Below are 25,493 nucleotides of genomic sequence, written 5' to 3'. Positions count from 1 at the left end.
GGGCTGGTTCCGGATGCTGGGGAATATGAGGTGGAAGTGGGGGTTGGCGACGCGCTCGTTGAGTGTGCGGGTCGCCGCGGCGATGGTGGTCCTGGTCGCTGTGGTGGGCATCCTGATCAGCGTCCTGACGACAGCCGCCATCAGTTCGTATCTGACCAAGCAGCTGGACGCCAAGGTGGCAGCGACGCAGGGCCGGGCGGTCGGCGCGGTGGACCATGGTGGTCCCATCCTGGGCGACGGCCCCCGAGGCCAGGACGCGGGTACGATCACCGCTCTTGCCGAGCCGACGTCGTCGGCTGTCGCCGGTAACGTCATCACGGCAGACGGGGCGGTCACCGATCTCTCCGACCAGGTCCTCGCCGTACTCAAGGACGTGCCTGTCGATGCGGCCAACAGCAGCGTCGACCTTCCGGGGCTCGGGCAGTACCGCGTACACGCGACGCAGGCCCAATCGTTCACGGTGATCACCGGGCTGCCGACCAAGGACATCGACGACACGATCGACAGCTTGATCGGGTGGGAGGTGCTCTTCGGCAGCGTCGGCGTACTGACCGCGGGCGGAGTTGCCGTGCTCGTCGCGCGCCGGCAGTTGCGTCCGCTGCGTCGCGTCGCGCAGACCGCGCGCGAGGTGGCGAGCCTGCCGTTGGACACCGGTGAGATCGGGATGACCGCGCGCGTACCGGAACAACTCACCGACGAACGGACCGAGGTTGGTCAGGTCGCGGTCGCGCTCAACACGATGCTGGGGCATATGGAGAAGGCACTCGACGCCCGGCATCGCAGTGAGGTGCAGGTCCGGCAGTTCGTCGCCGACGCTTCGCATGAGCTGCGTACGCCGCTCACCACGATCCATGGGTATGCGCAGCTAAGTCTCCGTCAGCAGGATCCCGAGTTGTTCACCTATGCGATGGGCAAGGTGATGGTCGAAACGACCCGGATGGCATCGCTCGTCGAGGACCTCCTCCTGCTGGCCAGGCTCGACGCGGGCCGGCCACTCGATCGCCGGCCGGTCGATCTGAGCCGCCTCGCCCACGACGCGGTCACCGATGCCCGGATCGTTGCCCCCAGCCACCAGTGGGAACTCAGCCTGCCCACCGAGCCCGTCGTCGTCATCGGCGACGAGCAACGCCTTCACCAGGTCGTCGCCAACATCCTGAGCAACGCGCGCCGGCACACCCCGTCCGGCACCACCGTGCAGGTGGCCATCGCACTGGAGGACCACTCCGCCGTACTCACGATCCACGACAACGGCCCCGGCATCCCCGCCGACCTGCAGCCCGACGTCTTCCGCCGCTTCACCCGAGCCGATTCCTCCCGCACCCGGGACTCCGGCGGCGCGGGTCTAGGTCTCTCTCTGGCTCAATCCATCGCCCAGGCCCATCAAGGCACCCTCACCCTCACCTCAACCCCCGGCGACACCAACGTCACCCTGGCCCTACCCCACTGAGAGCTGAGCTATTTCGTGGGTTGGCCCCTGAAATGCGGGGTTGCGGACCCTGCATACGAGTGGGGAACCCCCGATTTCAGTGGCAGACCCATCAATTTCAGTGGCCTACCCAGGAAATCGGGCCGGTGGGGTGGAGGTCGTTGAAGCTAGGCGGTTTTGACCATGCCGCCGTCGATGAGGTGGTCGGCGCCGGTGATGCTGGCGGTCACCGGTGAGCAGAGCTGGACGATGAGGGCGGCAACCTCCGCCGGCTCGATCAGGCGGCCGGTGACCATGCCGGTCTGCTGGGGAAGCGCGGCCAGCAGGTCTTCGTGGGACATGCCGAACTGGCGGGCGAGCTGGCCGCCGTAGCCGTCTGGATTCAGCCAGAGGGCCGTAGCCACGGGACCCGGAGACACGGTGTTGACCCGGACACCTTGCGGGCCGAACTCTTCCGCGAGGGCCTTGCCGAGCGCGGTCACCGCGGCCTTCGCGGTCGCATAAGGAACAGGACCGGTCGAGGGGAGACGGGCGCTGTTCGACGAGACGTTGACGATCGCACCGCGTTGCCGGATCAGGCTGGGCAGGGCCGCGCGCGTGATTCGCACGACCGCGAAGTAGTTGAGGTCGAACAGCGTCTGCCAGCTGGCGTCGTCGAACCCCAGGAAGCCGTTGGCGACCTCGCCGTCTCCACCGCCGGCGTTGTTCACCAGGAGATCGAGCTCGCCGACCTCCGCCAGTGCCGCCTCGACCGCCTGCTGCGGCCCGTCGGGCGCGGAGAGATCAGCCTGTACGACGAAGGCCCCGGTCGCCTGCAGCTCCGGCGGATTCGTCCGGGCGACCGCGACCACGCGGACCCCTTCGTCGATGAGCTGCTGGACGACGGCCAGGCCGATGCCCCGGCTGGCACCGGTCACGAGTGCGGTCTTGGCTTTCAACTGCAGGTCCATGAGGACTCCCGATTCGCATCGAAGGTGATGCGACGAAGGTACTACTTGCAACACGTATGACGCAAGTAGTGTGAAAAAGGTGTCCGCGGAGTAGTATTGGAGTCATGAGTGACGTCGCAGAACGCCCGTTGCGTGCCGATGCCGCCCGGACCGTGCAGGCGATCCTCGAGGCGGCCGAGTTCACGCTGAACCGCAAGCCGAACGCGACGATGGAAGAGATCGCGGCCGAGGCCGGGGTGGCGCGTACGACCGTGCACCGCCGGTTCGCCACCCGGGACGCGCTGGTCACCGCCATGGCGGTCTGGGCGGCGCAGCAGATGCGGGATGCCGTCGAGGCGGCGAAGCCGGATGCGACCCCGCCGCTGATCGCGCTCTACATAGCGACCGAGAACGTCCTCGAGGTCAAGCTGTCCTGGGGATTCGCGATCAACGTGACACTTGCCCCAGGCAACGAAGCCGACCGGCTCAAGAAGGAGCTGGTCGACCGCTGCGACCAACTCTTCGTCCGGCTGCACGACGCCGGCATCCTGCGTCCCGCCGTCGACCCGATCTGGGCCCGCCGGGTCTACTACGCGCTCCTGCATGAAGTCTGCGAGAGCCGCAACGCCGAGCCGGACCCCCAATCCACCCAGGAGCTGGCAACCCAACTGGTCGACACCCTCCTCCGCGGCGTCGGCGCCCCCAACATCCAGCTCTGACCGACCACCGGCCCGCCCACCGCCCACCGGCCCGCCCACCGACCCGACCACAGACCACCGGCCCCGACCACCGGGCAGCGGCTTCCTCGCCTCGCTAGACCCGACTTTGTGCACCAGATCCGCGTTTTGCGCGCTGCGGCGTACGGATCTGGTGCACAAAGTCGGCCTTCGAACGGCTACTTCGTGCCGAAGCTGTAGATGGTGGTCGACTTGTAGGTCTGGCCCGGCCGCAGGACCGTCGACGGGAAGTTGGCGTGGTTGGGCGAGTCCGGGAAGTGCTGGGTCTCGAAGGCGAAGGCGTCACCTTGGCGGTAGGCCTTGTTGCCGATCCCGAGGAACGTGCCGTCGAGGAAGTTGCCGCTGTAGAACTGCACGCCCGGCTGGTCGGTGTGGACCTCGATCGTGCGGCCGTGCTCGGGCTCGGAGAAGCGACCGGCCAGACGCAGGCCGTTGTGGTCGGGCTTGCCGGCGATCACGAAGTTGTGGTCGTACCCGCGGCCGAAGATCAGCTGCTGGTGGTCACCGCGCAGGCGGGCGCCGATCGCGGTCGGCTTGGTGAAGTCGAACGGCGTCCCCGCGACCGGAGCGATCTCGCCGGTCGGGATCAGGGTCACGTCGACCGGCGTGTACTTCGCGGCGTTCAGCTCCAGGACGTGGTCGTAGATCGTCCCGTTGCCCTCGCCGAGCAGGTTGAAGTAGACGTGGTTGGTCAGGTTCACGATGGTCGGCTTGCCGGCGACCGTGGCGTGGTAGTCGATCCGCAGGTTGTCCCGCTTGTCCAGCGTGTACGTGACGGTGCTGGTGAGCTCACCGGGGAAGCCCATCTCGCCGTCCGGGCTGACGTAGGTGAAGGCGACGCCGACGGCCTTGTCGGTGCGGACGACCACCGCCTTCCAGACCTTCTTGTCGAAGCCGAGAGTGCCGCCGTGCAGGGCGTTCTCGCCGTTGTTGATCGGGATCTGGTACGACGTCCCGTCGATGGAGAACTTGCCCTTGGCGATCCGGTTGCCGTACCGGCCGATGGTGGCGCCGAAGTACGGGCTGAGGGCGGCGTAGTCGGGCAGGTTGTCGAAGCCGAGGCTGATGTTGGCGGTCCGGCCGCGCCGGTCCGGCGTCTCGACCCGCTGGATGGTCGCACCCCAGGTCAGCATCGAGATCGTCACCCGGCCGTTGGTGAACGTGTACACGTCCACCTTCTGGCCGTCCGGCGTCGTACCGAACGGGTCCTTGCGGATCTCGAGCTTTCCGTGCTGTTCGCCCATGGCGGCCAACTTATCCGGACCGGCTGCGGCGTGGGTGGCGGCGTCCGCGGTGCTGCTCAGAGCGCCCGCGGCGGCGGCACCCAGACCCAGGGCGCCGGCCGTCCGCAGGACTTGGCGGCGGGGCAGGTGATCGGGCATCGCAATCCCCTCAATCGTTGGAAATTAGTCGGCGAGAACGCTCCCACCAACCGACCTGGGCACGATAAGCACGCCAGTCCAGTGTTTGGAATAGTTCGGAACGGTGTGAATTCGTCCGATGACTGAGCGAGCCTGGAAAGCCTCGCGGCCGGTTGACCAGATCGGTCCGGTACCGGCCTCGATCGGGTCTGCCGCGGTACGGCGCTCCGCCGCGAGGATCACCCTATGAGCCGAACCGCACTGATCGTGATCGACGTCCAGGAATCGTTCCGCGCCCGCCCGAACTGGCAGCTGGTGAACCACCCAGATATCGCCGACCGGGTCGGTCGCCTCGTCCGCGCGGCCCGGGATCAGGGCGACCTGGTCGTCTGGGTCCTGCACACCGAGCCGGGCACCGGAACCGTCTTCGACCCGGCGGGAGACCATGTCCGGTTGATCGAAGGACTCGAGCCGATCGATGGCGAACCGGTCATCACCAAGACCTCTCACAATGCCTTCACCACAACGAATCTGCAGCAGATCCTGACCCAGCACGGCGTCACCAACCTCGTGATCAGCGGCATCCGCACCGAGCAGTGCTGCGAGACCACGACCCGGGTCGCATCCGACTTCGGGTACGAGGTCGTGTTCGTCACCGAGGCGACCGCGACGATGCCACTGCCGCACTGGTCGCTGTCGGCGGACGCAGGTGTCGACGAGGTCATGGCCGATCCGCGGACCTTGAGCGTCGAGGCCGTGGTCGAGCGGACCGAATACGCTCTGGCCGGCCGCTTCGCCACCATCCGGACGCTGGACGAACTGACCGCCGTACCTGTGTCATCCTGACCGGATCATGACTACCCGGGTCGTCTTCCTGTTGGTGCCGAAACTGCACCTGCTGGATCTGGCCGGGCCGGCCCAGGTGTTCTCGACCGCGAACGACCTCGGTTACGGCTACGACTTGAGCTATGTGGGCGAGGTCGACGAGATTGTCACCGCCCAAGGGGTGCCGGTGAAGGCCCGGCTGGAGTGGCCTGAGCTGGGTCCGGACGACCTGGTCGTCGTACCCGGCTGGCGGTCGCCGCGGCTGTCTCCGGTGCCGCCGATCGGGCCGGAGATGCGGCAACGGTTGCGGAGTCATCACGCGGCCGGGGGATCGGTGGCGAGCGTGTGCTCCGGCGCCGACGCGCTCGGTGCGGCCGGTCTGCTGGACGGACGTCGCTACACCACGCACCACGACCTGACCGATGAGCTGGCGGCCCGGTACCCGAAGGCGACGATCGTGCGGGATGTTCTGTACGTCGTGGACGACCGCATCATCACCTCCGCCGGGATCGCGAGCGGGATCGACCTCGCGCTCCATCTGGTCGCGGTCGAGCGAGGTGCCGAGGCGGCGGCGCGGGTCGCGCGGCAGATGGTCGTGTACGCGCGCCGCAACGGCGAGGAGCTGCAGGAGAGCGCGATGCTGCGGCACCGCGGTCACCTGAGCGATCTCGCTCATCGCGTGCAGGACCTCATCGACGCCCGGTACGCCGATCGCCTGCTGCTCAGCGATCTCGCCCAGGTCGTTGGTGTCAGCGAACGCACGCTGACCCGAATGTTCACGACGGCGACGGGTCTGACCCCGCTGCGGTACCAGCAGTTGCTCCGGCTGGAACGTGCCGAACACCTGATCGGCCACGGCGCCACGATCGAAGCCGCCGCCCGCGCCGTCGGCTTCGAAGACGCCCGCATGCTCCGCCGCCTCCGCGCCCGAACCCCTGAGTCTGTAGCCGGTTGAGGGGGTGGGCCTTGGCCCACCCCCTCAGCTCGTTACCGCGCCGCTGCAATCAGCTTGGTGGTGGCGGCACTCAGCTGGCCGGTCAACAGCAGGTGTTCGGCATCGGAGGTGAGCTTCGACGTCGGCTCGGTCTGGTTCGGCCCGATCTTGTTCTGCGCCATCCACCGAACCGCTCCGACAACCGCGTCGTCATCGGCGAACGTGTCCACCTTCGTGTGCTCCAGGTACTTGGCCGATTGGGCCAACGCGGCCTGCGCGATGGTTGCCTGCGGCCCCGACCAGTCCTTGACCGACAACGCCACGCTGGCAGCGATACCGGCAGCCAGTGCGTACGCGTCGTGCTTACGCAGCAGGGTGTTCCGAGCATCGGTCAGCTTCTGCCGGGCCGTCGCCTGGGTGGTCAGACCCCATCCGTACGGATACTGCGGGTCGTAGGCCGCGTCCCCGACGTTCAAGGGTTCCTGAGCCTCGGTCCGCGGCCAGCTGACCGGAAGCCTTCCGGTAAAGGGCCTCTTGCCGAACAGTACGTCGGCCACACCCTCACCCTCGGTGCCCGGCAGCCATGACGCCACGACCGCGTTCATCTCGCCGAGCTGGTCCGCGATGACCTGCGGCCGACCGGACACGATCAGCACGACGCACTTCATCGCGGCGCAGACCTTGTCCACAGCAGCCTTGTCGGCGGCCGAGAGGGACAGGTCGTGACCGTTGCCCACGTCACCGATTCCCTCGGCGTACGGGCGCTCACCCACGACGACCACGCCGACGTCGTGACCCTCGAGCGGTGCGGATGCGTCCGCGCTGAAGGTTGCCGTCGGCACCACCTGCTTGATCCCGTCGAGGATCGTCGTACCGGTGGTGGTCGCGCCCGAACCGCCCTGCCAGCTGATGCTCCAGCCGCCCATCTGGTTACCCAGGTCGTTGGCGTTGCTCCCGGCAACGTAGACCTTCGACGTGGGTGCCAAGGGCAACAGGTTGCCGTCGTTCTTCAACAGCACCTGAGACTTGGCTGCCGCCTCACGGGCGACCGTGCGGTGGGCTGCCGATCCGATGTCGGCGAGGTTCGAGGTGTCGGCGTACGGGTGCTCGAACAGGCCCAGCTTGACCTTCTCGGTGAGGATCCGCTTGACCGCGTCGTTCACCCTGGCGATCGGGACCCGACCGGCCGTGATCTCGTCGGTCAGCCCCTGCGTGAAGCCCTGGTAGTTCGTCGGCACCATGATCATGTCGAGGCCGGCGTTGATCGACGTACGAATGTCGCTCGCGTAGTCACCCGGCAGCTGGTCGATCGCCTGCCAGTCGCTGATCACGAATCCGTCGAAGCCCATCCGCTGCTTCAGCACGCCGTTGATCAGCTCGGCGTCACCGTGCATCTTCACCGGCGTCGCGCCGTCGATCGACATACTCGAGTACGACGGCATCACGGTGCCGACCCCGAGATCCACAGCGGTCTGGAACGGCGGCAGGTGCAGCGCCTCCAGCTGGGCTCGCGTGACCTGCGTGATGCCCTGGTCGATCTTGTACGAACCGGTGGTCGAGCTGCCGTACGTCGTACCGCCGTCGCCGACGAAGTGTTTCGCGGTGGCCAGCACGTGGTTGTTCTGGGCGAGCTGGCCACCGTCGGCCTTGCCCTGCATGCCGGTGATCACGGTCGCCATCGACTGGACGAGCGCGGGGTCTTCACCGAATCCTTCGTACGAGCGTCCCCAGCGGTCGTCCCGAATCACGCAGACGCACGGCGAGAAGTCCCAGGGGATGCCGGTCGCCCGCACCTCGGTCGCCGTCAGCTCGCCGGCCCGCTTGGACAGGTCCGGGTCGCGGGTGGCGCCCATGCCGATGTTGTGCGGGAGGATCGTCGCGCCGACCACGTTGTTGTGGCCGTGTACTGCGTCGACACCGTAGATGAGTGGGATCTGCAGCCGGGTCGCCTGGGCGTTCAGCTGGAAGTTGTCGATCATCGCGGCCCAGGCGGCCGGGGTGTTCGGCGTCGGCACCGAGCCGCCGCCGGAGAGCAGCGAGCCGAGCGCGTACGACGCGATGTCGGTCTTGGACCGGAGTGCGTTCCGCTCGGCCTGCGTCATCTGGCCGACCTTCTCGGCCGTCGTCATCCGCGCGACCAGGTCGTCGACGCGCTTCTTGATCGGGAGCTTCGGGTTCAGGTACGGAAGGTCGTGTGCGTTGATCACCACGAGCGGCTGGGTCGAAGGCGCTTTGGCGCCGGTCACCGTGAGTTCGAGCGGGATGGTCTCCGCGGCCTCGGCGGTGTGGTCCTTGCGCGTGGTGACGGCCACAGTCTGTGAGGTCCCGGACGCCGTACCGGCTGGGAAGGTGATCGTGCCGGAGACGGGTGTGTAGTCGTCGGCGCTCGCACTTCCGGTACCGGTCTTGTAGTCGACGGTGACGGGCTCCTCGAGCGGAGTGCTGCCGGTGGTCGCGACGGAGACCTTGACCTGGGCGGTGCCGCCCTCCTTGACCGGGTAGACCCCGGCATCGGTGACGACGCTCGCCTTCAGCGCCGGGTCGGCCTTGCCGTAGACCTCGACCTGGTCGATGTCGAACTCACCCGGCGAACCCACCGGCATCGTGATCGCGTAACCCCACATGTGGGTCAGGTTGAGGACCTGGTCGATGCCACCAACCGGTTGGTAGTCGCTGCGGTAGACCAGGTCGCTGAACGGGATCTCGACCAGGTGCCAGCCCTGCCAGTCGTCGGTGAAGCTCGTGTTCCACAGCTCGGAGGCCTCGGCGTTCGCGCCGCCGTCCTTGATCTCGAAGAAGATCCGCTTCCCTGAGCCGGGTGGCAGCGGCGCGGTGTTCTGCCCGTACCACCAGAACCGGATCCCCTTGTGCGCCGACCAGTCGCCGGGGTTCACGTCGTACGTGACGTCGTGGCTGAAACCGCCGTACCCGCTGATGTTGTAGGTGCCGTGCAGCACCTTCTCACCCGACGGCGCGTCGGCCCGGGTCTGCAGCGACATCGTCGGCGGGTCGTCGGCATCACTGCCCCATCCGAAGATCCCCGCGTTCGGCGGCGACGCGAACGGCTCGCCCCCTTCGAACGCCGCCAGTACGAGCGGCGCCGGATCGTCGGCCTGCGCCTGCACAGGCAACAACCCCACGATCAAAGCCGCTGCCGCCACCCAAGCCGTCCGCCGAAATCCACGCATGACCGCTCCCCACTTCCGCGCGAGCGCCTCACACCCACGTCGGCCCCGACTCTCAATCACTCCCACCCCCCGGTCAACCCCTCGCCGGTTCCGAAACTAGAGCGCTCTCACAGCTTGCTGCCCGGGCCGGCCGGAAACGTGGTCCAAGGCTTCGTCGGAGTTCGGCAAAAGGTTCTCCCTCGTTGTTGGGTGGGTACGACGCTTGCGGTTCGGTTAGGGCTGGACAGGGCGGGGATGGTGGGTGAGGGTGAGGCTCGGGGTCGGGTCTTGGGGGCGACTTCGGTGTGTCTGCTGTTCTTCAGGTCTAGGGAGGAACTGTGAGGAAGTTCGCCTATTTGCTGGGTGGCGTGGCGTTGGTTGTGCCGCTGGGGGTGGTGGCTGCGATCCAGCCGGCCACCGCGGCGCCCACGGCCAAGGCCGAGGCGGTTGCCCAGCCGTCGAAGGTCCCGTCGTTGTTGAGACAGAGCGCCGAGTTGGCCAAGGCGGCGGCGTCGAACAAGGCGAAGGCGGCCGGTCCCGAGGCTCGTGCGCTGGGAGTTGGCGCGGCCGGGCGGCTGGGGGTTCAGGTCTATGCCTCTGCGCCGGTGACCACGGCGCAGGAGAGTGACCTGGCCAAGCTCGGAGTGTCGGTGCTGAACAACTCGGTCGACTTCGCCGCGGTGCCTGGCGCAACGATGCCGAGCACGGGTCTGGTCTCGGCTTCGGTGCCCTACGACAAGCTGGACGCGCTTGCGGCGCTCGGCTGGGTGACCGCGCTGCGGCCGTCGCTGCGGCCGGCAGTCGACGTTGGTCCGACGACCGCGGAGAGCGTGCAACTGCACAAGGCCGACCAGGCGCAGGCGCGCGGGATCACCGGTCGCGGCCAGAAGGTCGGCGCGATCTCCGGCGATGTCGACCACCTGGCGGACTCGATCGCCGCGGGCGAGCTGCCGGCGGATGTCCAGGTGGTGCAGCGGGCGTCGTCGTACGACGATGACGAGGGTACGGCGATGATGGAGATCATCCACGACATCGCGCCGGGTGCGAAGCTCGCGTTCGCGAGTACGCAGGACACCACCGCGCAGTACGTCCAGGCCTTCCACGACCTGGCCGCGGCCGGCGTCTCGATGATCGCCGAGGACATCGCGCTCGACGACGAGCCGGCGTTCCAGCAGGGTATCGGCGCCGCCACCGCGGAGAGCCTGGCCAAGCACGGGATCTGGATCAGCTCCTCGGCCGGCAACCTCGGTAACCGGCACGCGCCGCGAGTCACCGCGACCGGCACCGGCAAGGGACCGGACGGCGTGACCGGCCCGTTCAACGGCTGCCCGAACGCTCCCGACAACGTGGTCGCGCTCCGTGGCGCGGACACGACGTACGACCTCAACCTGCTGCCCGGTGCGGCGTTCATGCCGACCCTGCAGTGGAGTGAGCCCCGCGCGGTCTTCCCGACCGCGGGACAGGGCGGATTCACCGACCTCAACCTGTACGTGATGGACGCCACCGGTACGACGTGCCTCGCGTCCAGCACCAACGTCCAGGCCAACGGGGTCGGCGACACGATCGAGCAGCTGACCTACCAGAACACGACCGGCGTGGCCCAGCCGGTCAAGCTCGTCGTCGATGTCCAGGGCACCTCGTCGGCCAAGAAGTCGCCGATCCTGGATCTGCGCTGGCGCGCGCTGTCGGCCGGCGTCCAGACGATCGACCCGCCGGAGCGGGCCGGTTCGATGAACCCGGACTCGAACTACCTGGGCTTCGCGACCAGCGCCGGTGCCGTCAACGCGAGTACGTCGGTCGACCCGGCGACCATCGCCCAAGAGCCCTTCAGCGCGGCAGGTCCGACGCAGATCGTCACCACGACGCGGTGCCCGGGCGGGAAGCCCGGTCCGTGTCAGGGCGTCTCCGGCGGTTCGTCGCGGAGCTTCATCGCGCCGTACTGGCTCGCCGCCGACGGCGTCTCGGTCAGCGGAGTCGGCCCCTTCGGCGCCGGGACCTGCCCGACGACGGTCCAAGGCGCTTGCCGCTTCTTCGGTACGTCGGCCGCTGCGCCCAGCGCGGCCGGTGTCGCGGCGCTGACCCGGCAGGAGTTCGGAGGCCGGATCGCGCCGGTTGCCCTGAACGCGATCATGGCACTCCGGGCCACGCACCGAACCGGCGTCGGTGTCGGCGCGGGAGTCCTGAGCGCCCGCTGAGACAGGTGCCCCGGGTGCGGCCGACGTACGGCTGCACCCGGGGCATTCAGAAGTTTCAGTGGTTGAATTGAGAACGAATCCAGTAGCCAGAGTCATGGACCCGGACCCGCGCAGGCGGAAAGGATGGGGCCATGACTACACGCTTCGGGATTTTCGTGCCACAGGGCTGGAAGATGGATCTGGCGGAGATCGCCGATCCGGTTGAGCAGTGGGAAGCGATGACGGCCGTCGCCAAGCGGGCCGACGAGCAGTCCTGGGACTCCATCTGGCTGTTCGACCACTTCCACACCGTGCCGGAGCCGAGCGACAACACGACGTTCGAGTGCTGGTCCGCGACGGCCGCGCTGGCCCGGGACACCTCGCGGGTCAACATCGGCCAGATGGTCGGCTGCAACGGCTACCGCAACCCCGCGCTGTACGCGAAGATCGCGTCCACCGTCGACGTCGCCAGCCACGGCCGCCTGTACGCCGGAATCGGCGCGGGCTGGTACGAGCACGAGTGGAAGGCCTACGGCTACGAGTGGCCCGACGTGAAGCCGCGGATGGCGGCGTTCCGTGAGGCCACCGAGATCATCTACAAGATGTGGACCGAGGACCGGCCGGTCTACCAGGGCAAGCACTACTCGATCGACGGCCCGATCAACCTGCCGAAGGGTGCCGGCAACAAGCGCCCCAACTTCTGGATCGGCGGTGGGGGACCGCAGGTGACGCTGAAGCTGGTCGCGCAGTACGCCGACGCCGCGAACATCGGTGGGGGTAACCCCGAGGTGATCAAGGAGAAGGCCGCGATCCTGAAGGGTCACTGCGACAAGCTCGGCCGCGACTACGACGAGATCATCAAGTCGACCAGCTTCAACGTCTTCCCGATCGACAAGGGCGACGACCCGACCAAGGCGACCGAGAAGGCGCTCGGCCCGATGGACCGGGAGCGCTTCGACAACGACAACCTGATCGGCACCGAGGACGAGATCGCCGACAAGGTCGAGGCCGCCCTCGAGGCCGGCGCCGACTACGTCATCTTCTACGTGCCCGGCGTTGCGTACGACGTCGACCTGGTCGACCGCGTGGAGCAGGTCGCCAAGCGCTTCGCGTAACGAGATGGCCGGAAGTGGTCATGGCGGGTGTTTGTCAGGGGTAGTGGTGGACCGGGGCCTGCGGCAACTGTGAGGCTCGGACCGATGGCCTCGCGTGGGTCGGGGCGTCGGGAGGTGTCCCGCTGTGTTTTCCCGATGGTCCCGGTTCACGAGAAGCCTGCTCGCGGTGGTGGTCGTCAGCCCCCTGACACTGACGGCCACCCCGGCGAACGCCGGAACCCCACCCGCAACCACCCAAGTCACACCGGGCACGAAGATCCAGCGCATCACGCTGGTGACGGGTGATGTCGCCGAGCTGACCACGAGCGCCAACGGTCAGGCCTCCGCTCACCTGACCACCGACGAGCCCTACTACTTCGGCACCTTCGACGGAGAACTGAGCCTGGTCCCCGCCGACGCCTACCCGCTCCTCACCGAGGGCCGCCTCGACCAGCGGCTCTTCAACCTCACCGAACTCGCTGCGCAGGGTTACGACGATGCGAGCAGTGCGCAACTACCCCTCCTGCTGACCGCGCCCTCGACCCTGCGCAGCGTGCCGTCCACACCGGCGGCGGCGACCCTTCGCCGTACGCTCCCCAGCGTCGGCAGCACCGCGGTCACGGTGCAAAAGTCCGACGCCAAGACCTTCTGGGACAGCGTCAGCGGCCCGACCACCTTCAAGACCAGCCAGGTCACCAAGATCTGGCTCGACGGCCGCACCCACGCAACCCTCGACCAATCGACGAAACAGATCGGCGCCCCGACCGCCTGGAAGGCCGGGTACGACGGAAGCGGCGTCAAAGTCGCCGTCCTCGACACCGGGTACGACGCCGGCCATCCCGACCTCGCCCACCAGGTCGTCGGATCCGAGAGCTTCATCCCCGACGAGACGATCCAGGACCGGCACGGCCACGGCACCCACACCGCCTCGATCGTCGCGGGCCTCGGTACGGCGTCGGCCGGCCAGCGGAAGGGCGTCGCGCCAGGCGCCGACCTGCTGATCGGCAAGGTGCTCGACAACAGCGGCTCCGGCCTCGACTCCGAAGCGATCGCCGGGATGGAGTGGGCCGTCCAGCAAGGCGCGAAGGTCGTCAGCATGAGCCTCGGTGGCTGGCCGTCCGACGGCACCGACCCGATGAGCGAGGCCGTCGACCGGTTGTCGAAGTCCAGCGGCACCCTGTTCGTCGTTGCCGCCGGCAACTCGGGCGTGGAGGAATCGATCGGCTCACCAGGCTCTGCGGCCGAGGCACTCACTGTGGGTGCCGTCGACCGGGATGACAAGCTCGCCGCGTTCTCCAGTCGCGGACCGCGCCTCGGCGACGGCGCGCTGAAGCCCGAGGTAACCGCGCCCGGCGTGGAGATCGCGGCCGCCCGCGCCGCCGGTACCGAGGAAGGTCACGTCCTCGGCCAGTACTACACAGCCATGACCGGCACGTCGATGGCGACGCCGCACGTCGCCGGTGCCGCCGCGATCCTCGCCCAGCGTCACCCCAACTGGACCGGCCAGCAACTCAAGGCCGCACTCGCCGCAACCGCAGTCCCGTCCGCAGCGGCCCGGACGGATCAGCAAGGCCTCGGCCGGATCGACATCCCGAAGGCGCTCGACCCGAAGGTCCTGCCCGACACCGCGAACCTCTTCTTCGGCGACCTCTCCTGGACCGGACCGACAGCCCCGGCGCCTGTCACCCGCGCTGTTTCCTACCGCAACAACTCCGACCGGCCGGTGACACTCGACCTGACCGTCCAGGCCCAATCGCCGGCCAAGGTCAAGGCCGCCGTCACGGTCAGCCCAGCACGCCTGACCATCCCAGCCGGCGGTACGGCGTCCGCCACGGTCACTCTCGATCTCGCGAAGACCCAACCGGCCAAGTACTCCGGCGTTCTGACGGCAAGGGAAGGAAACACGTCGTACCGGACCGGCCTGGGGTTTGCGGCGGGCGGACGGCTGAACCAGGTGACCGTGAAGGCGATCGGCCGTGACGGCCGGCCGGCCACCACGGAGGCGGGCGCCAGCGGCGTACAGCTGTGGAACCAGGACACGGGCGACGTCAACGCCGTCGCGTTCGACTCGACCGGTAGCCGGACCCTCGAGGTCCCGACCGGCCGGTACAGCGTGATGGCCTACGCGATGGGTGGCGACGAGGCGGACTGGACGAACTCGGTCACCTTGCTGGGTGACCCGGACGAGTGGATCGACGGCGACCGTACGTACACCTTCGATGCCCGTAAGGCGCACAAGGTGACCGTGAAGACGCCGCGACCGGCCGATGCGCACAGTGTTGGCATCGCCTGGCACCGCAAGGTCGGTGACCGGGATGCCGTGACCGGCTGGGGGTTCGACGAACGAGTTGCCGACGGCATCTACGTCCAAGACTTCGGAAAGGTTGCCAACGGCACCTTCCAGGTCGTGCAGCGCTGGGACCTCGCGCAGCCGAAGCTGACGGTCGACGCCAACGGCATCCGCCTCCCGACCCTGAAGGAGGGCTCGCTGCTGACGCCGTACGTGGGCTCCGAGAAGCTTCCGCTGTACAACGGCGGTGACGGTACGGCGGCGGAGTTGGCCGGAGCCAAGGACAAGGTGGCCCTGGTCCGCTGGCTCGGGTATGACGAGACAGAGACGCAGGTGAAGGCGGCCAAGGACGCCGGGGTCAAGGCGCTGTTCTTGTACAACGAAGCGCCCGGCTTCTGGGCGACCGGGAGCGACCAGGAGGTTCCTTTCTACCTGCTGCGCGCCGAACAGGGCAAGCAGCTGCTCGACCTGTTGGCCAAGGGCTCGGTATCCCTGCAAATGAAGGGTTTGCGCGACAGCACCTACCGCTACGACTTGGCCGTCGGACCGTCGACAGTCAAGGGGCCGCTGACCTACGACATCGCCAAGATGCACCCCGCCGCGGTGACCACGGACTTCCAGCGCAATGACGCGTGGGTCCTGCACACCGACCAGCGGATCGCGCACCTGCCGGGGATATCCACCGGTCTGACCTCGACCCGAGCCGTCACCGGACCGGTCACGCGCACGGATTACCTGGCGAGCGATCTCACCGGTCTCACCTGGGACGAGACGACCTCGGCGGGGGAGTGGAACGAGACCGGCTTCGAGTCGACCATCGCCCGCGGCTACCGCCCGAACGAGAAGGTCACCCGGGGTTGGTGGGAGTCGCTGATGCGTCCTGCGATTCCGGCCGCATCGGGTGACGAGGCCCAGGGCTGGCCGCCGGCACGGTTCGAGAACGCGCTGCGGATCGCGATCCCGCAGTACGTGAACGGCGACCGCACCATCTACGGCTGGGGAGACCGAGGCGATGTGACCAGCCTCAAGCTCAGCAGCAATGGGGTCGAGCTCGGCCACAAGGACTGGTCGGTCGCCCAGTTCGCCGTACCGGCCAAGGCGGCCTGGTACGACCTCACGCTCGACCAGCAGCGCGGTCCGACCAGCTGGGCAACCACGTCGACGACCACGCACACGAAGTGGCACTTCCTGTCCAAGCCGGCCAACGGCCCGCTACCCCTGGTCCAGGTCGACTACAAGCACACCAACGGTTGGCTGGAGCTGACCCCGTCGTACCAACCCGGAGTCCACGGCCTCCCGATCTTCCGCACCACAGCCGAGATCTCGTACGACGGGAAGACCTGGCAACGACTCTCCGTGCGTGGACTCGGCGGCGCCGTCCGCGCGAAACTCCCGCCGGCTCCGCAGGGCGCCTCCGCGAGTATTCGCGTGACCGCGGCCGATCTGCTCGGCAATACCGTGAGCCAGACCATCGAGAAGGCTTGGCAGGGTTAACGATACAAAAGGGCGACGCCACGAAGCGGGGGGGAGTGCTCCGTGGCGTCGCCGGGGGCGCGCCAAGGGAGGGGTGGGGGCAGGCGCGCCGGTCTGTGCGGGTCAGCTCCCGAGGAGTCCTCCACCGAGAACGCCCAGCAGTCCGAGCAGGGACAGCAAGTTGCGGATGACCTGGTCGACGGCCTTCGTGCCGCCGGTCTGGAACGCGGTCACGCACTTCTGCAGCTGGTCCTGGGTCGGCTTGGTGATCGTCACCTTCGCCATCTCGGACTGGCAGTACGTCGTGGCCTTCGTCAGCTCGGACAGCGTCGTCCCGACCGTCCCGACGATCAGACCGACCGTGGTCTGCAGGGTGGCGACACCCGGCGCCGGCGGATTGGTGGTCGTGGGCGGCTTGGACGTCGGCGGCTTCGAGGTCGTCGGCGGTTTGGACGGAGGGTTCGTGGGCTGCTCGGCCGGCGGCTTGGATGTTGTCGGCGGCCGCTTGGTCGGATCGGTCGTCGACGGCTTGCCCTGCTGCTGCACGAGCGACGGCGTCGGCACGATCGGCGTCGGGTAGGTCAGCTGATCGGTCGCCTGCGGCAGGTTGTTGTCAGCCGGGGCATTGATGTTCGGATCGTTGGTCTTGCCGTCTGCCCGGTTGACACCCTGCTCGTCGTCCTCGGTCCCGTTCCCCACGGCGATCCAGCTGCCGGTGGCGTAGGCCTTGGCGATGCTGGTGACGAGGTCGACGTACGCCTGCGAGTGGTTGTACCGCAGGACGGCCGCATTCAGATCGGCGGCCTTGGAGAGGTCGGTGCTGCCGGAGCACAGGTAGACAGCGGTCGACATCGCCGCGTCGTCGATGTCCTGCGGATTCCGAACGCCGTCGCCGTCGCCGTCGACGCCCATCGAACGCCAGGTGCCCGGGATGAACTGCATCGGCCCGACCGCCCGGTCGAACGCGCCGTCACCGTCGAAGGCACCGGCATCCGTGTCGACGATCCGCGCCGTGTTCACACCGTCGAGCCGCGGTCCGAAGATCCCCGGTACGGCGACGCCCTGCGCGTTCAGCGAGTTGCCGCCGAAGCGGCCGTGGTTCGACTCGACGCGCCCGATCGCAGCCACCAGCGTCCAGGGCAGGTGACAGCTCGGGACGGCCTGTGCCAGCACCTGCTGAGCGCGCGAATACGCCTTCAGCGCCGCGGTCGGAATGCCGTTGCTGGACAGTCCGGACACGACCTGCGTCGGTGCCTCACCAGGATCGACACCTCGACCGACCACGCCCGGCACCGGCACGTTGGCCGGCTCGGCGATCGGCTTCTTCGGCACAACGACCCCGTTCCCGGACAGTCCCTGCTCCAGCGACGCCGTGGCGACCGCCGGATCATCTGTGGCGCTGACGGTGAACGCGCTCGCGAACAACGCCAACGGGATAAGCGGCGCCACCTGACGCCACCCACCGCTCGTGGCGCGGCGCTTGCCCTTCGCCATCGAAAATCCCCTCCGTGACTCACTGACCCGCCCGGCCCCACGCCGCGGACAGGTCACTCGCCTTCTCAGGCTGCTGTCTCGGTCCCGTTGTACTGGTCTAACGCCCGCCCCGTGCGTGGGTTACGCGTCGGGTGCAGACCGTGCACGTGCGGTCACCGGGTACCCATACTGGCGCGTAACAACACGCCTGTGAACCCCTTCGCGGCAGATCGTCGGGACAATTCGGGATGCCCGCCCGCCTGGCCGCCTGGCCGGTCGGGGAGAATGGCGGCCGTGCCCGACCACACAGAACACTCCGCCGCATTCTTCGCCAGGGCTTCCGCAGTCACCCCGGGAGGGGTCAACTCTCCCGTCCGTGCGTTCCGGGCCGTCGGCGGCGTGCCGCGCTTCATGGCATCAGGTGACCGATGTCACATCACCGACGTCGACGGCAACCGCTATCTCGATCTGGTCTGTTCCTGGGGCCCGATGCTGCTCGGCCATGCTCACCCCGAGGTGATCTCCGCCGTCCAGGCAGCCGTCGGCCGCGGTACGTCGTACGGGACGCCGACGGAACCCGAAGTCCTGCTCGCCGAAGAGATTGTCGCGCGGACACCGGTGGACAAGGTTCGGCTGGTGTCGTCGGGGACCGAGGCGACCATGTCCGCGCTCCGGCTGGCCCGCGCGTTCACCGGACGCGCCAAGATCGTCAAGTTCGCCGGTTGCTACCACGGACATGTGGACGCGCTGCTGGCCCAGGCCGGCTCGGGTGTCATCACCCTCGGCCTCCCCGGTACGCCGGGCGTCACCGAGGCGACCACTGCCGACACGATCGTGCTGCCGTACAACGACCAGGCCGCCGTCTCCGCCGCGTTCGCCGAGTACGGCGACCAGATCGCGGCCGTCATCACCGAGGCCTCCGCCGCCAACATGGGAGTGGTCCCGCCGCGCGACAACTTCAATGCCTTCCTCGCCATGACCTGCAAGGACAACGGCGCGCTCTTCATCTCCGACGAGGTGCTGACCGGCTTCCGCGTCACCCGCTCCGGTTGGTACGGCGTCGACGGCGTACAACCGGATCTGATGACGTTCGGCAAGGTGATGGGCGGTGGCTTCCCGGCCGCGGCGTTCGGCGGGCGGGCCGACATCATGGCTCAGCTTGCGCCGGAGGGGTCGGTGTACCAGGCCGGAACGCTGTCCGGGAATCCGGTCGCGACGACGGCCGGCCTGACGACGTTGCGGCTGGCAACCGACGAGGTCTACGCCAAGCTGGACGAGACCTCGCTCACCATGCAGCGGCTGGTGGCGACCGCGCTGGAGAAGGAAGGTGTGCCGCACGTCATCCAGACGGCCGGGAACCTCTTCAGTGTGTTCTTCGTGGAGTCCACAGAGGGACCCGCCGAGATCCGGGACTTCGCCGGTGCGAACGCACAGGTGCTGCCACGGTTCGCGGCGTTCTTCCATGCCATGCTGGACGCCGGCGTCTACCTGCCGCCGAGCGCCTTCGAGGCGTGGTTCGTCAGCGCCGCCATCGACGACGACGCGCTGAGCGAACTCGAGTCCGCCCTCGCCCCGGCCGCCCGCGCGGCAGCCGCAGTACAGCAGAACTGAAGGGACAGTGGTGACCGAAACGACGGTCGTGCACCTGATGCGTCACGGCGAGGTGCACAACCCGACCGGTGTGCTCTACGGCCGGATCCCCGACTTCCACCTGTCCGAGCTCGGCCGCAAGATGGCCGAGCGGGTCGCCGAGCACGTCAAGGGCCGCGACATCGTGTACCTGGTCAGCTCGCCGCTGGAGCGGGCCCAGGAGACGATGGAGCCGATCGCCGCGGCGCTCGATCTGACCCCGGAGATCGACGAGCGGGTGATCGAGGCCGCGAACCTGTTCGAGGGCAAGAAGTTCGGCGTCGGCGACGGCGCGCTGCGCAACCCGAGCGCCTGGTGGCTGCTGCGGAATCCGATCAAGCCGTCCTGGGGTGAGCCGTACCAGCAGATCGTCCGCCGGATGCGGGACGCGATCGAGACCGCGCGCCAGAAGGCCGCCGGGCACGAGGCGCTGATCGTCTCGCACCAGCTGCCGATCTGGATCGTCCGGTCCGCGATCGAGGGCCGGCGGCTGCCGCACGATCCGCGCAAGCGCCAGTGCAGCCTGGCCAGCCTGACCTCGTTCACCTTCCACGGCGAGTCGATCGTTTCGGTGGGCTATTCAGAACCTGCAAAGGACCTACTGCCGGTCAAGAATCCTAAGAAGTTTGTCGGGGGTGCGTGATGCGGCGTGCGGCGGCGGTCGGCGCTTGCTTGGTGCTCGGGCTGACTGCTTGTTCCTCCGGTCAGCAGGCGTCCGAGAATCGGCAAGGGCAGGCGGGATTCGTGAGCGGTACGGGCAATGTGTCCGTGTTCGCGCCCGCTGACCGCAAGGCGGCGCCGGAGTTGACCGGTACGACGCTCGACGACAAGACGTGGTCGCTGTCCGACCAGCTCGGCAAGGTCGTCGTACTGAACGTCTGGGGCTCGTGGTGCCCGCCCTGCCGCAAGGAGGCGCCGGACCTGATCGCCGCGGCGAAGGAGCTCGGGCCGTCGGTGCAGTTCATCGGCCTGAACACGCGTGACCTGGACAAGGCGCCGGCGAAGAAGTTCGTGCAGGAGTTCGGCGTACCGTTCCCGAGTCTCTACGACCCGGCCGGCAAGGCGCTGCTGCGGTTCCGCGGTCAGATCTCGCCGAAGGCGATCCCGACCACGCTGGTGATCGACAAGAACGGCAAGGTCGCCGCGCGGGTCGTCGGCGAGACGACGAAGGAAACCTTGCTCGGCATGGTGAAGGACGCCGGTTGAGCTGATGGGTCAGTGGTTCGCTTCGTCGATGACGGGTTCGATGCTGGTAGCACTGCCGATCGCGGTGCTGGCCGGTGCGATCTCGTTCTTCTCGCCGTGCGTCGTACCGCTTCTCCCTGGCTATCTTTCGTACGTCACCGGGCTGTCCGCTGCTGAGCTCGGATCGGCCAAGCGTGGCCGGATGCTCGCCGGTACGGCGTTGTTCGTGGCCGGATTCTCCGCGGTGTTCATCCTGACCGGAGTGGTGTTCGGCAAGGCCGGTGACCTGCTGATCGATCACCAGACCGCCATCACCCGGGTGCTCGGCGGGCTGACCGTCGTACTGGGTCTCGTTTTTCTTGGTGGGTTCGGTTTCCTGCAGAAGGACCTGCGGGTGCACAGGGTGCCGGCGGTCGGAATCGCGGCGGCGCCGTTGCTCGGCGTACTGTTCGGATTCGGTTGGACGCCGTGCATCGGGCCGACGCTCGGGACCGTGATGACGTTGGCCACGACCGAGGGCAGCACCGCGCGAGGTGCGGCGCTGGCGCTGGTGTTCAGCCTCGGGCTGGGGATTCCGTTCATCGTCGCGGCCCTCGCGTTCCGGCGGATGCTGTCCGCGGTGGCATGGGTACGGCGGCACCAGCTGCTGGTGATCCGGATCGGCGGCGTACTGATGATCGCGGTGGGTCTACTGCTGCTGACAGGAGTGTGGGACTCGATGACCGCCGACCTCAGGCAATGGGTCGCCAACTTCGGATCGGCGGTGTGACGTGACCGAACTCAAGGCCGAGAAGACCAAGGCCGAGATGAAGGATCGCATCGGCGCCTCCTCCGGGCCGGGCGACGGGTCCGGACCGCCTCCGTTGGGGGTGGTCGGTTGGGCCCGCTGGACCTGGCGGCAGCTGACCTCGATGAAGACCGCGCTGGTTCTGCTGTTCCTGCTCGCGCTCGGCGCGGTGCCGGGGTCGCTGGTCCCGCAGACCGCGATCGACCCGATCAAGGTGTCGGACTTCCTCACCGCGCACCCCAAACTCGGCCCTGTCTACGACAAGCTCGGACTCTTCGCCGTCTACAAGTCGCCGTGGTTCTCGGCGATCTACCTGCTGCTGTTCATCTCGCTGATCGGCTGCGTCGTACCGCGGCTCGGCGTTTACCTGAAGGCGCTCCGCGCGCGCCCGCCGAAGCCACCGCGCAACCTCAACCGCCTGCCCGGGTACGAGCGTTTCGAGGCCACGGGCTCGCCCGACGAGGTGCTCGCCGCCGCGACCCGCGAGCTGAAGCGCCGGCGGTTCCGGATCGAGTCGTACGACGGAGCACTCGGCGCCGAGCGTGGTTACCTGCGCGAGGCCGGCAACCTGCTCTTCCACTTCTCGTTGATCCTGGCGCTGATCGGGGTCGCCTGGGGCGCGCTGTTCGGGTACCGCGGGACCGTCTTGGTTGTCGTGGGCAACGGTTTCTCCAACACGGTCGCGCAGTACGACGACTTCTCGCCGGGGCGCGCGTTCAGTGGCGACGAGGATCTCCCGCCGTTCTCATTGACGGTGAAGGACTTCGAGGTGAAGTTCCAGGAGGACGGTCCGCAGAAGGGCGCGGCGCGCGAGTTCAAGGCGCAGCTGCAATACCAGGAGACGCCGGACGCGCCCGAGAAGTCGTACCTGCTCGAGGTGAACCACCCGCTGAAGCTCGACGGCAGCAGCGTTTACCTGCTCGGCCACGGGTACGCACCGCGGGTGACCGTCAAGGACGGCCAGGGAAACGTGGCGTTCTCCGGGCCGGCGCCGTTCCTGCCGCAGGACAGCAACTTCTCGTCGTTCGGCGTGATCAAGGCGCCGGACGCGCGGCCGCAGACGCTCGGGTTCGAGGGCTTCTTCCTGCCGACCGCGGTGATCGACTCCCGCGGCCCGGTCTCGATCTTCCCCGACGACCTCAACCCGGCGCTCGTGATCACCGGGTTCTACGGCCGGCCGCAACCCGAGACCGGGAAGCCGGAATCGGTCTACCAGCTGGACAAGTCGAAGCTGACCCAGTTCGAGGAGAAGGGCGACAAGTGGCGTCGCCAGCTCCAGCCCGGGCAGAGCGCCACCCTGCCGAACAACGCCGGGTCGATCACGTTCAACGGATACAGCCGCTGGGTGAAGCTGCAGATCAGCCACACGCCCGGCACGAATCTCGCGCTGGGCGGCATCCTGCTGGCCATCCTCGGACTGATGGGCTCGCTGTTCGTGCATCCGCGCCGTACCTGGGTGCGGGTCCGCACCGAGGACGGGCGTACCGTGGTCGAGGTCGCGGGGCTGGACCGCGGGCCCGAGCGCGGACTCGGCGACGAGATCCAGGCAATCGGTAAGGCACTCAAACCAGATCGATCGGAGACATCATGAGTCCGGAGACCTATGCACATGTCTCCAATCTGCTGGTTCCGACCGCCACCGTGATCTATGCGCTGGCGATGGTCTCGCACGCGATGGAGTGGGCGCTTGGCCGTTCCGCGGTGGCGAAGACCGCCGCGGTGAAGGAGGCGGCTCTGGTTGCCTCCGACGGCACACCGGTGACCGAGGTTGTTCCGGCGGCAGTTGTGCCCGCGGCGCCTGAGTCGACCGAGCGGATGGACGCGGCCAGCCGGATCGGCTTGTTGCTGACCTGGCTCGCGTTCGTGTTCCACCTGGGTGGTGTGGTGACCCGTGGCCTGGCCGCGGGCCGCGTGCCGTGGGGGAACATGTACGAGTTCTCGATCACGGCCTCGCTGGCGGTCGCGATCGTGTACCTGATCTTCGTGCAGCGGTACAAGCTGCAGTGGCTCGGACTCGGCGTCACGCTCGTGATCTCCGCCGTACTGGGTCTCGCGACGCTCGCGCTCTACACGCCGGCCGGACCGCTCGTCCCGGCGCTGCACTCGTACTGGCTGGTCATCCACGTCTCCTCGGCCGCGATCTCCGGTGGCGCGTTCACCGTCGGCGGGCTGGTGTCGGTGCTCTACCTGGTCAAGTCCCGCGCCGAGCGCAAGGTGCTGGCCGGAGGCACGATGTCCGCGTCGCTGCGCCGGTTGCCGAGTGCTGAGGCGATGGACGGGACGGCGTACAAGGTCCTGGCGTTCGCGTTCCCACTCTGGACGTTCGGCGTCCTCGTGGCCGGCCCGATCTGGGCCGAGTACGCCTGGGGCCGGTACTGGGGCTGGGACCCCAAGGAGGTCTGGTCGCTGGTGACCTGGGTGGTGTACGCCGCCTACCTGCACGCCCGCGCGACCGCGGGCTGGAGGGGTCGCCGGGCCGCGACGATCGCGATCGTCGGCTGGTTCGTCTTCATCTTCAACTTCGTCGGAGTGAACCTGCTGGTCTCCGGTCTGCACTCCTACGCCGGGGTGTGACATGAAGGAGTTCGGGATCTACACGGGCCTGCGGGCCGTCCTGTTCGCGATCTGCCTCGGCGTGCTCTGGCTCGTGCTGCACACCACGCTGTCGATCTGGCCGATCGCGCTCCTCGCGCTGATCATCTCGTCGATCCTGTCGATCTACGTCCTGCGCGCCGCCCGCGACCGGCTGGCCCTGAAGATCGAGCACCGAGCCGACCGCATGAGCCAACGCATCCAGCAAGCCCGCAGCGCCGAAGACGACGACTAACCTGCGGACACCGCTTCGCGGCGGCTGTCTGTTGCCGCCTTCGGCGGGGGCGCGGATCCGTGTCGTCCCGCCGATGTGGTCGGCGCAAGAGATGTGATGGTGTGCCCACTGCGGACACCGCTCCGCGGCGGCTGTCTGTTGCCGCCTTCAGCGGGTGCGCGGATCCCGGATCCGCGGCTCGGGTGGTGTGCGCGGAGGGGCTGTGGTGTCGGGGCCTTCGGAGGGACTGTGGTTCGCGGTCTCCGCTGCGTGATGGTGCTGGTCGCGGTGGTGTGCGTCAAGGGCGCCTTCGGCGTCGCTGCGCGATCTTCGACCCTTGACCCACACCGCCGCGACCAGGGAAGGACGCAGCTACGCGGATCCCGCGGGGAGTTGTGAGCCAAGTGAAGTGGACCCGGTCGGTCGGCGTGGATCCGGGCTGGTCTGGTTCGGTGCGATCTGGCGCAGCGGCCGGTGCACTGGCAGATCCAGACCCACCGGCCCGCAACAGCCGGGGCGGGGAGGATCTCTTCCCGTATCGGGCACAGAATCTAACCCAACCTCCACCCCGCACGGCCAATCCCGCCACCCGGACAAACCCGGCCACATCCCGAGATCCACCCGGCCTCCCGGCGACCATCTCGAGGGTTCTCCCATGAAATGGCCGGTTCTTCGGTGAGATCCCGGTGGGGGAACGGACAAACTCATGGGAGAACCCACGAGATTGAGACCGCCCGGGCGGGGCAGCCCCGCCACGTCGTTGGCCGACCGGCCCGAGGTTTGGCCGGCGGCGTCCCGGACCGCCACCCACCACGACCCACCTCTGAACCGACCTAACACGAGGCGATATCCCCGTGAGTGTTGGGTTCTCGGCTCTAGTACCAGCAGAGAACCCGCAACTCGCGGGGATATCCTCGGCCGTGATCACCGCATCCGACACCGACCCCGAGCGTCAGCCTCACCACGGTCCACTGCTGTGATCACATCGTGGCGCCACCAGACCGACCCGGCAGCCTCACCATATCCACCCCCCGGACCCGAAGGCCTCACCAGATTCCGCCCCCGTGATCACATCCGACGTGCGACCACTCGGGGCAGAGGCTCCGGGATAGCTGCCGATTTCCCTGGTCGCGGTGGTGTGGGTCAAGGGTCGAAGATCGCGCAGCGACGCCGAAGGCGCCCTTGAGGCACGCCGCCGCGACT

Annotated in this window: 18 protein-coding genes; 14 read left to right on the top strand and 4 right to left on the bottom strand. The window is 68.0% G+C overall.

What is annotated here, in order from left to right; genetic code table 11:
• The first annotated feature begins 25 nt into the window (after window positions 1-25).
• Window positions 26-1,447: an ATP-binding protein gene (locus tag ACWF4Z_RS35805; RefSeq protein ID WP_452247661.1), complete on the top strand. Its 1,422-nt coding sequence runs from the start codon at window positions 26-28 to the stop codon at window positions 1,445-1,447.
• A 146-nt stretch (window positions 1,448-1,593) separates the two neighbouring features.
• Here the strand turns inward: ACWF4Z_RS35805 and ACWF4Z_RS35800 are convergent, their stop codons facing one another.
• Window positions 1,594-2,376: an SDR family NAD(P)-dependent oxidoreductase gene (locus tag ACWF4Z_RS35800; protein ID WP_452247660.1), complete on the bottom strand. Its 783-nt coding sequence runs from the start codon at window positions 2,374-2,376 to the stop codon at window positions 1,594-1,596.
• Between the two features lie 104 nt (window positions 2,377-2,480).
• Between ACWF4Z_RS35800 and ACWF4Z_RS35795 the strand changes: the two genes are divergently transcribed.
• Window positions 2,481-3,074: a TetR/AcrR family transcriptional regulator gene (locus ACWF4Z_RS35795; protein ID WP_452247659.1), complete on the top strand. Its 594-nt coding sequence runs from the start codon at window positions 2,481-2,483 to the stop codon at window positions 3,072-3,074.
• Window positions 3,075-3,250: 176 nt separating this feature from the next.
• On the opposite strand, the gene ACWF4Z_RS35790 is transcribed toward ACWF4Z_RS35795, so the two are convergent.
• Window positions 3,251-4,474, bottom strand: coding sequence for an aldose epimerase family protein (locus ACWF4Z_RS35790; protein ID WP_452247658.1), 1,224 nt, complete (start codon window positions 4,472-4,474; stop codon window positions 3,251-3,253).
• A gap of 225 nt (window positions 4,475-4,699) precedes the next feature.
• On the opposite strand from ACWF4Z_RS35790, the gene ACWF4Z_RS35785 reads away from it, so the two are divergent.
• Both ACWF4Z_RS35785 and ACWF4Z_RS35780 read left to right on the top strand, forming a co-directional pair.
• Window positions 4,700-5,299 carry an isochorismatase family protein gene (locus ACWF4Z_RS35785; protein ID WP_452247657.1) on the top strand — a complete coding sequence of 200 codons (600 nt, stop codon included), beginning with the start codon at window positions 4,700-4,702 and terminating at the stop codon, window positions 5,297-5,299.
• Window positions 5,300-5,306: 7 nt separating this feature from the next.
• Window positions 5,307-6,233, top strand: a complete 927-nt coding sequence (locus ACWF4Z_RS35780) for a GlxA family transcriptional regulator (protein WP_452247656.1) — start codon at window positions 5,307-5,309, stop codon at window positions 6,231-6,233.
• Window positions 6,234-6,265: 32 nt separating this feature from the next.
• On the opposite strand, the gene ACWF4Z_RS35775 is transcribed toward ACWF4Z_RS35780, so the two are convergent.
• The gene (locus ACWF4Z_RS35775; protein WP_452247655.1) at window positions 6,266-9,400 is read right to left on the bottom strand and encodes a glycoside hydrolase family 3 N-terminal domain-containing protein; all 3,135 of its coding nucleotides are present in this window, start codon (window positions 9,398-9,400) and stop codon (window positions 6,266-6,268) included.
• A 317-nt stretch (window positions 9,401-9,717) separates the two neighbouring features.
• Between ACWF4Z_RS35775 and ACWF4Z_RS35770 the strand changes: the two genes are divergently transcribed.
• The 3 genes from ACWF4Z_RS35770 (at window position 9,718) to ACWF4Z_RS35760 (ending at window position 16,431) form a co-directional block, all read left to right on the top strand.
• The gene (locus ACWF4Z_RS35770; protein ID WP_452247654.1) at window positions 9,718-11,574 is read left to right on the top strand and encodes a S8 family serine peptidase; all 1,857 of its coding nucleotides are present in this window, start codon (window positions 9,718-9,720) and stop codon (window positions 11,572-11,574) included.
• Between the two features lie 131 nt (window positions 11,575-11,705).
• On the top strand, window positions 11,706-12,668 hold the full coding sequence (locus ACWF4Z_RS35765) for a TIGR03560 family F420-dependent LLM class oxidoreductase (RefSeq protein ID WP_452247653.1): 963 nt from the start codon (window positions 11,706-11,708) through the stop codon (window positions 12,666-12,668).
• A gap of 166 nt (window positions 12,669-12,834) precedes the next feature.
• Window positions 12,835-16,431 (top strand): S8 family serine peptidase, encoded by a 3,597-nt coding sequence (locus ACWF4Z_RS35760; RefSeq protein WP_452247652.1) that lies wholly within the window; start codon window positions 12,835-12,837, stop codon window positions 16,429-16,431.
• A 102-nt stretch (window positions 16,432-16,533) separates the two neighbouring features.
• Here ACWF4Z_RS35760 and ACWF4Z_RS35755 read toward each other — a convergent pair whose 3' ends face one another.
• Window positions 16,534-17,904 (bottom strand): lytic transglycosylase domain-containing protein, encoded by a 1,371-nt coding sequence (locus tag ACWF4Z_RS35755; RefSeq protein ID WP_452247651.1) that lies wholly within the window; start codon window positions 17,902-17,904, stop codon window positions 16,534-16,536.
• Window positions 17,905-18,168: 264 nt separating this feature from the next.
• Here ACWF4Z_RS35755 and hemL point away from each other — a divergent pair, with 264 nt between their 5' ends.
• The 7 genes from hemL to ACWF4Z_RS35720 are packed head-to-tail and all read left to right on the top strand — an operon-like array spanning window position 18,169 to window position 24,311.
• Complete coding sequence (gene hemL, locus ACWF4Z_RS35750) at window positions 18,169-19,494, top strand: glutamate-1-semialdehyde 2,1-aminomutase (RefSeq protein ID WP_452247650.1); 1,326 nt, start codon at window positions 18,169-18,171, stop codon at window positions 19,492-19,494.
• A 37-nt stretch (window positions 19,495-19,531) separates the two neighbouring features.
• Entirely contained in the window at window positions 19,532-20,155 is a 624-nt protein-coding gene (locus ACWF4Z_RS35745; RefSeq protein WP_452247687.1) for a histidine phosphatase family protein, read from the top strand.
• On the top strand, window positions 20,155-20,718 hold the full coding sequence (locus tag ACWF4Z_RS35740) for a TlpA family protein disulfide reductase (RefSeq protein ID WP_452247649.1): 564 nt from the start codon (window positions 20,155-20,157) through the stop codon (window positions 20,716-20,718). The genes ACWF4Z_RS35745 and ACWF4Z_RS35740 overlap by 1 nt, the downstream gene beginning before the upstream one ends.
• Before the next feature lie 4 nt (window positions 20,719-20,722).
• On the top strand, window positions 20,723-21,466 hold the full coding sequence (locus tag ACWF4Z_RS35735) for a cytochrome c biogenesis CcdA family protein (RefSeq protein ID WP_452247648.1): 744 nt from the start codon (window positions 20,723-20,725) through the stop codon (window positions 21,464-21,466).
• 1 nt (window position 21,467) lies between these two features.
• Complete coding sequence (gene resB / locus ACWF4Z_RS35730) at window positions 21,468-23,075, top strand: cytochrome c biogenesis protein ResB (protein ID WP_452247647.1); 1,608 nt, start codon at window positions 21,468-21,470, stop codon at window positions 23,073-23,075.
• Window positions 23,072-24,058 (top strand): c-type cytochrome biogenesis protein CcsB, encoded by a 987-nt coding sequence (gene ccsB, locus ACWF4Z_RS35725; RefSeq protein ID WP_452247646.1) that lies wholly within the window; start codon window positions 23,072-23,074, stop codon window positions 24,056-24,058. Before resB ends, ccsB begins: the two co-directional genes overlap by 4 nt.
• A gap of 1 nt (window position 24,059) precedes the next feature.
• Entirely contained in the window at window positions 24,060-24,311 is a 252-nt protein-coding gene (locus ACWF4Z_RS35720) for a DUF4229 domain-containing protein (RefSeq protein ID WP_452247645.1), read from the top strand.
• The last annotated feature ends 1,182 nt before the right edge of the window (window positions 24,312-25,493 follow it).

The organism is Kribbella sp. NPDC055071 (assembly GCF_053608045.1).
The sequence above is the reverse complement of the archived record's forward strand: the minus strand, read 5'-3'. Positions and strand labels throughout refer to the sequence as shown.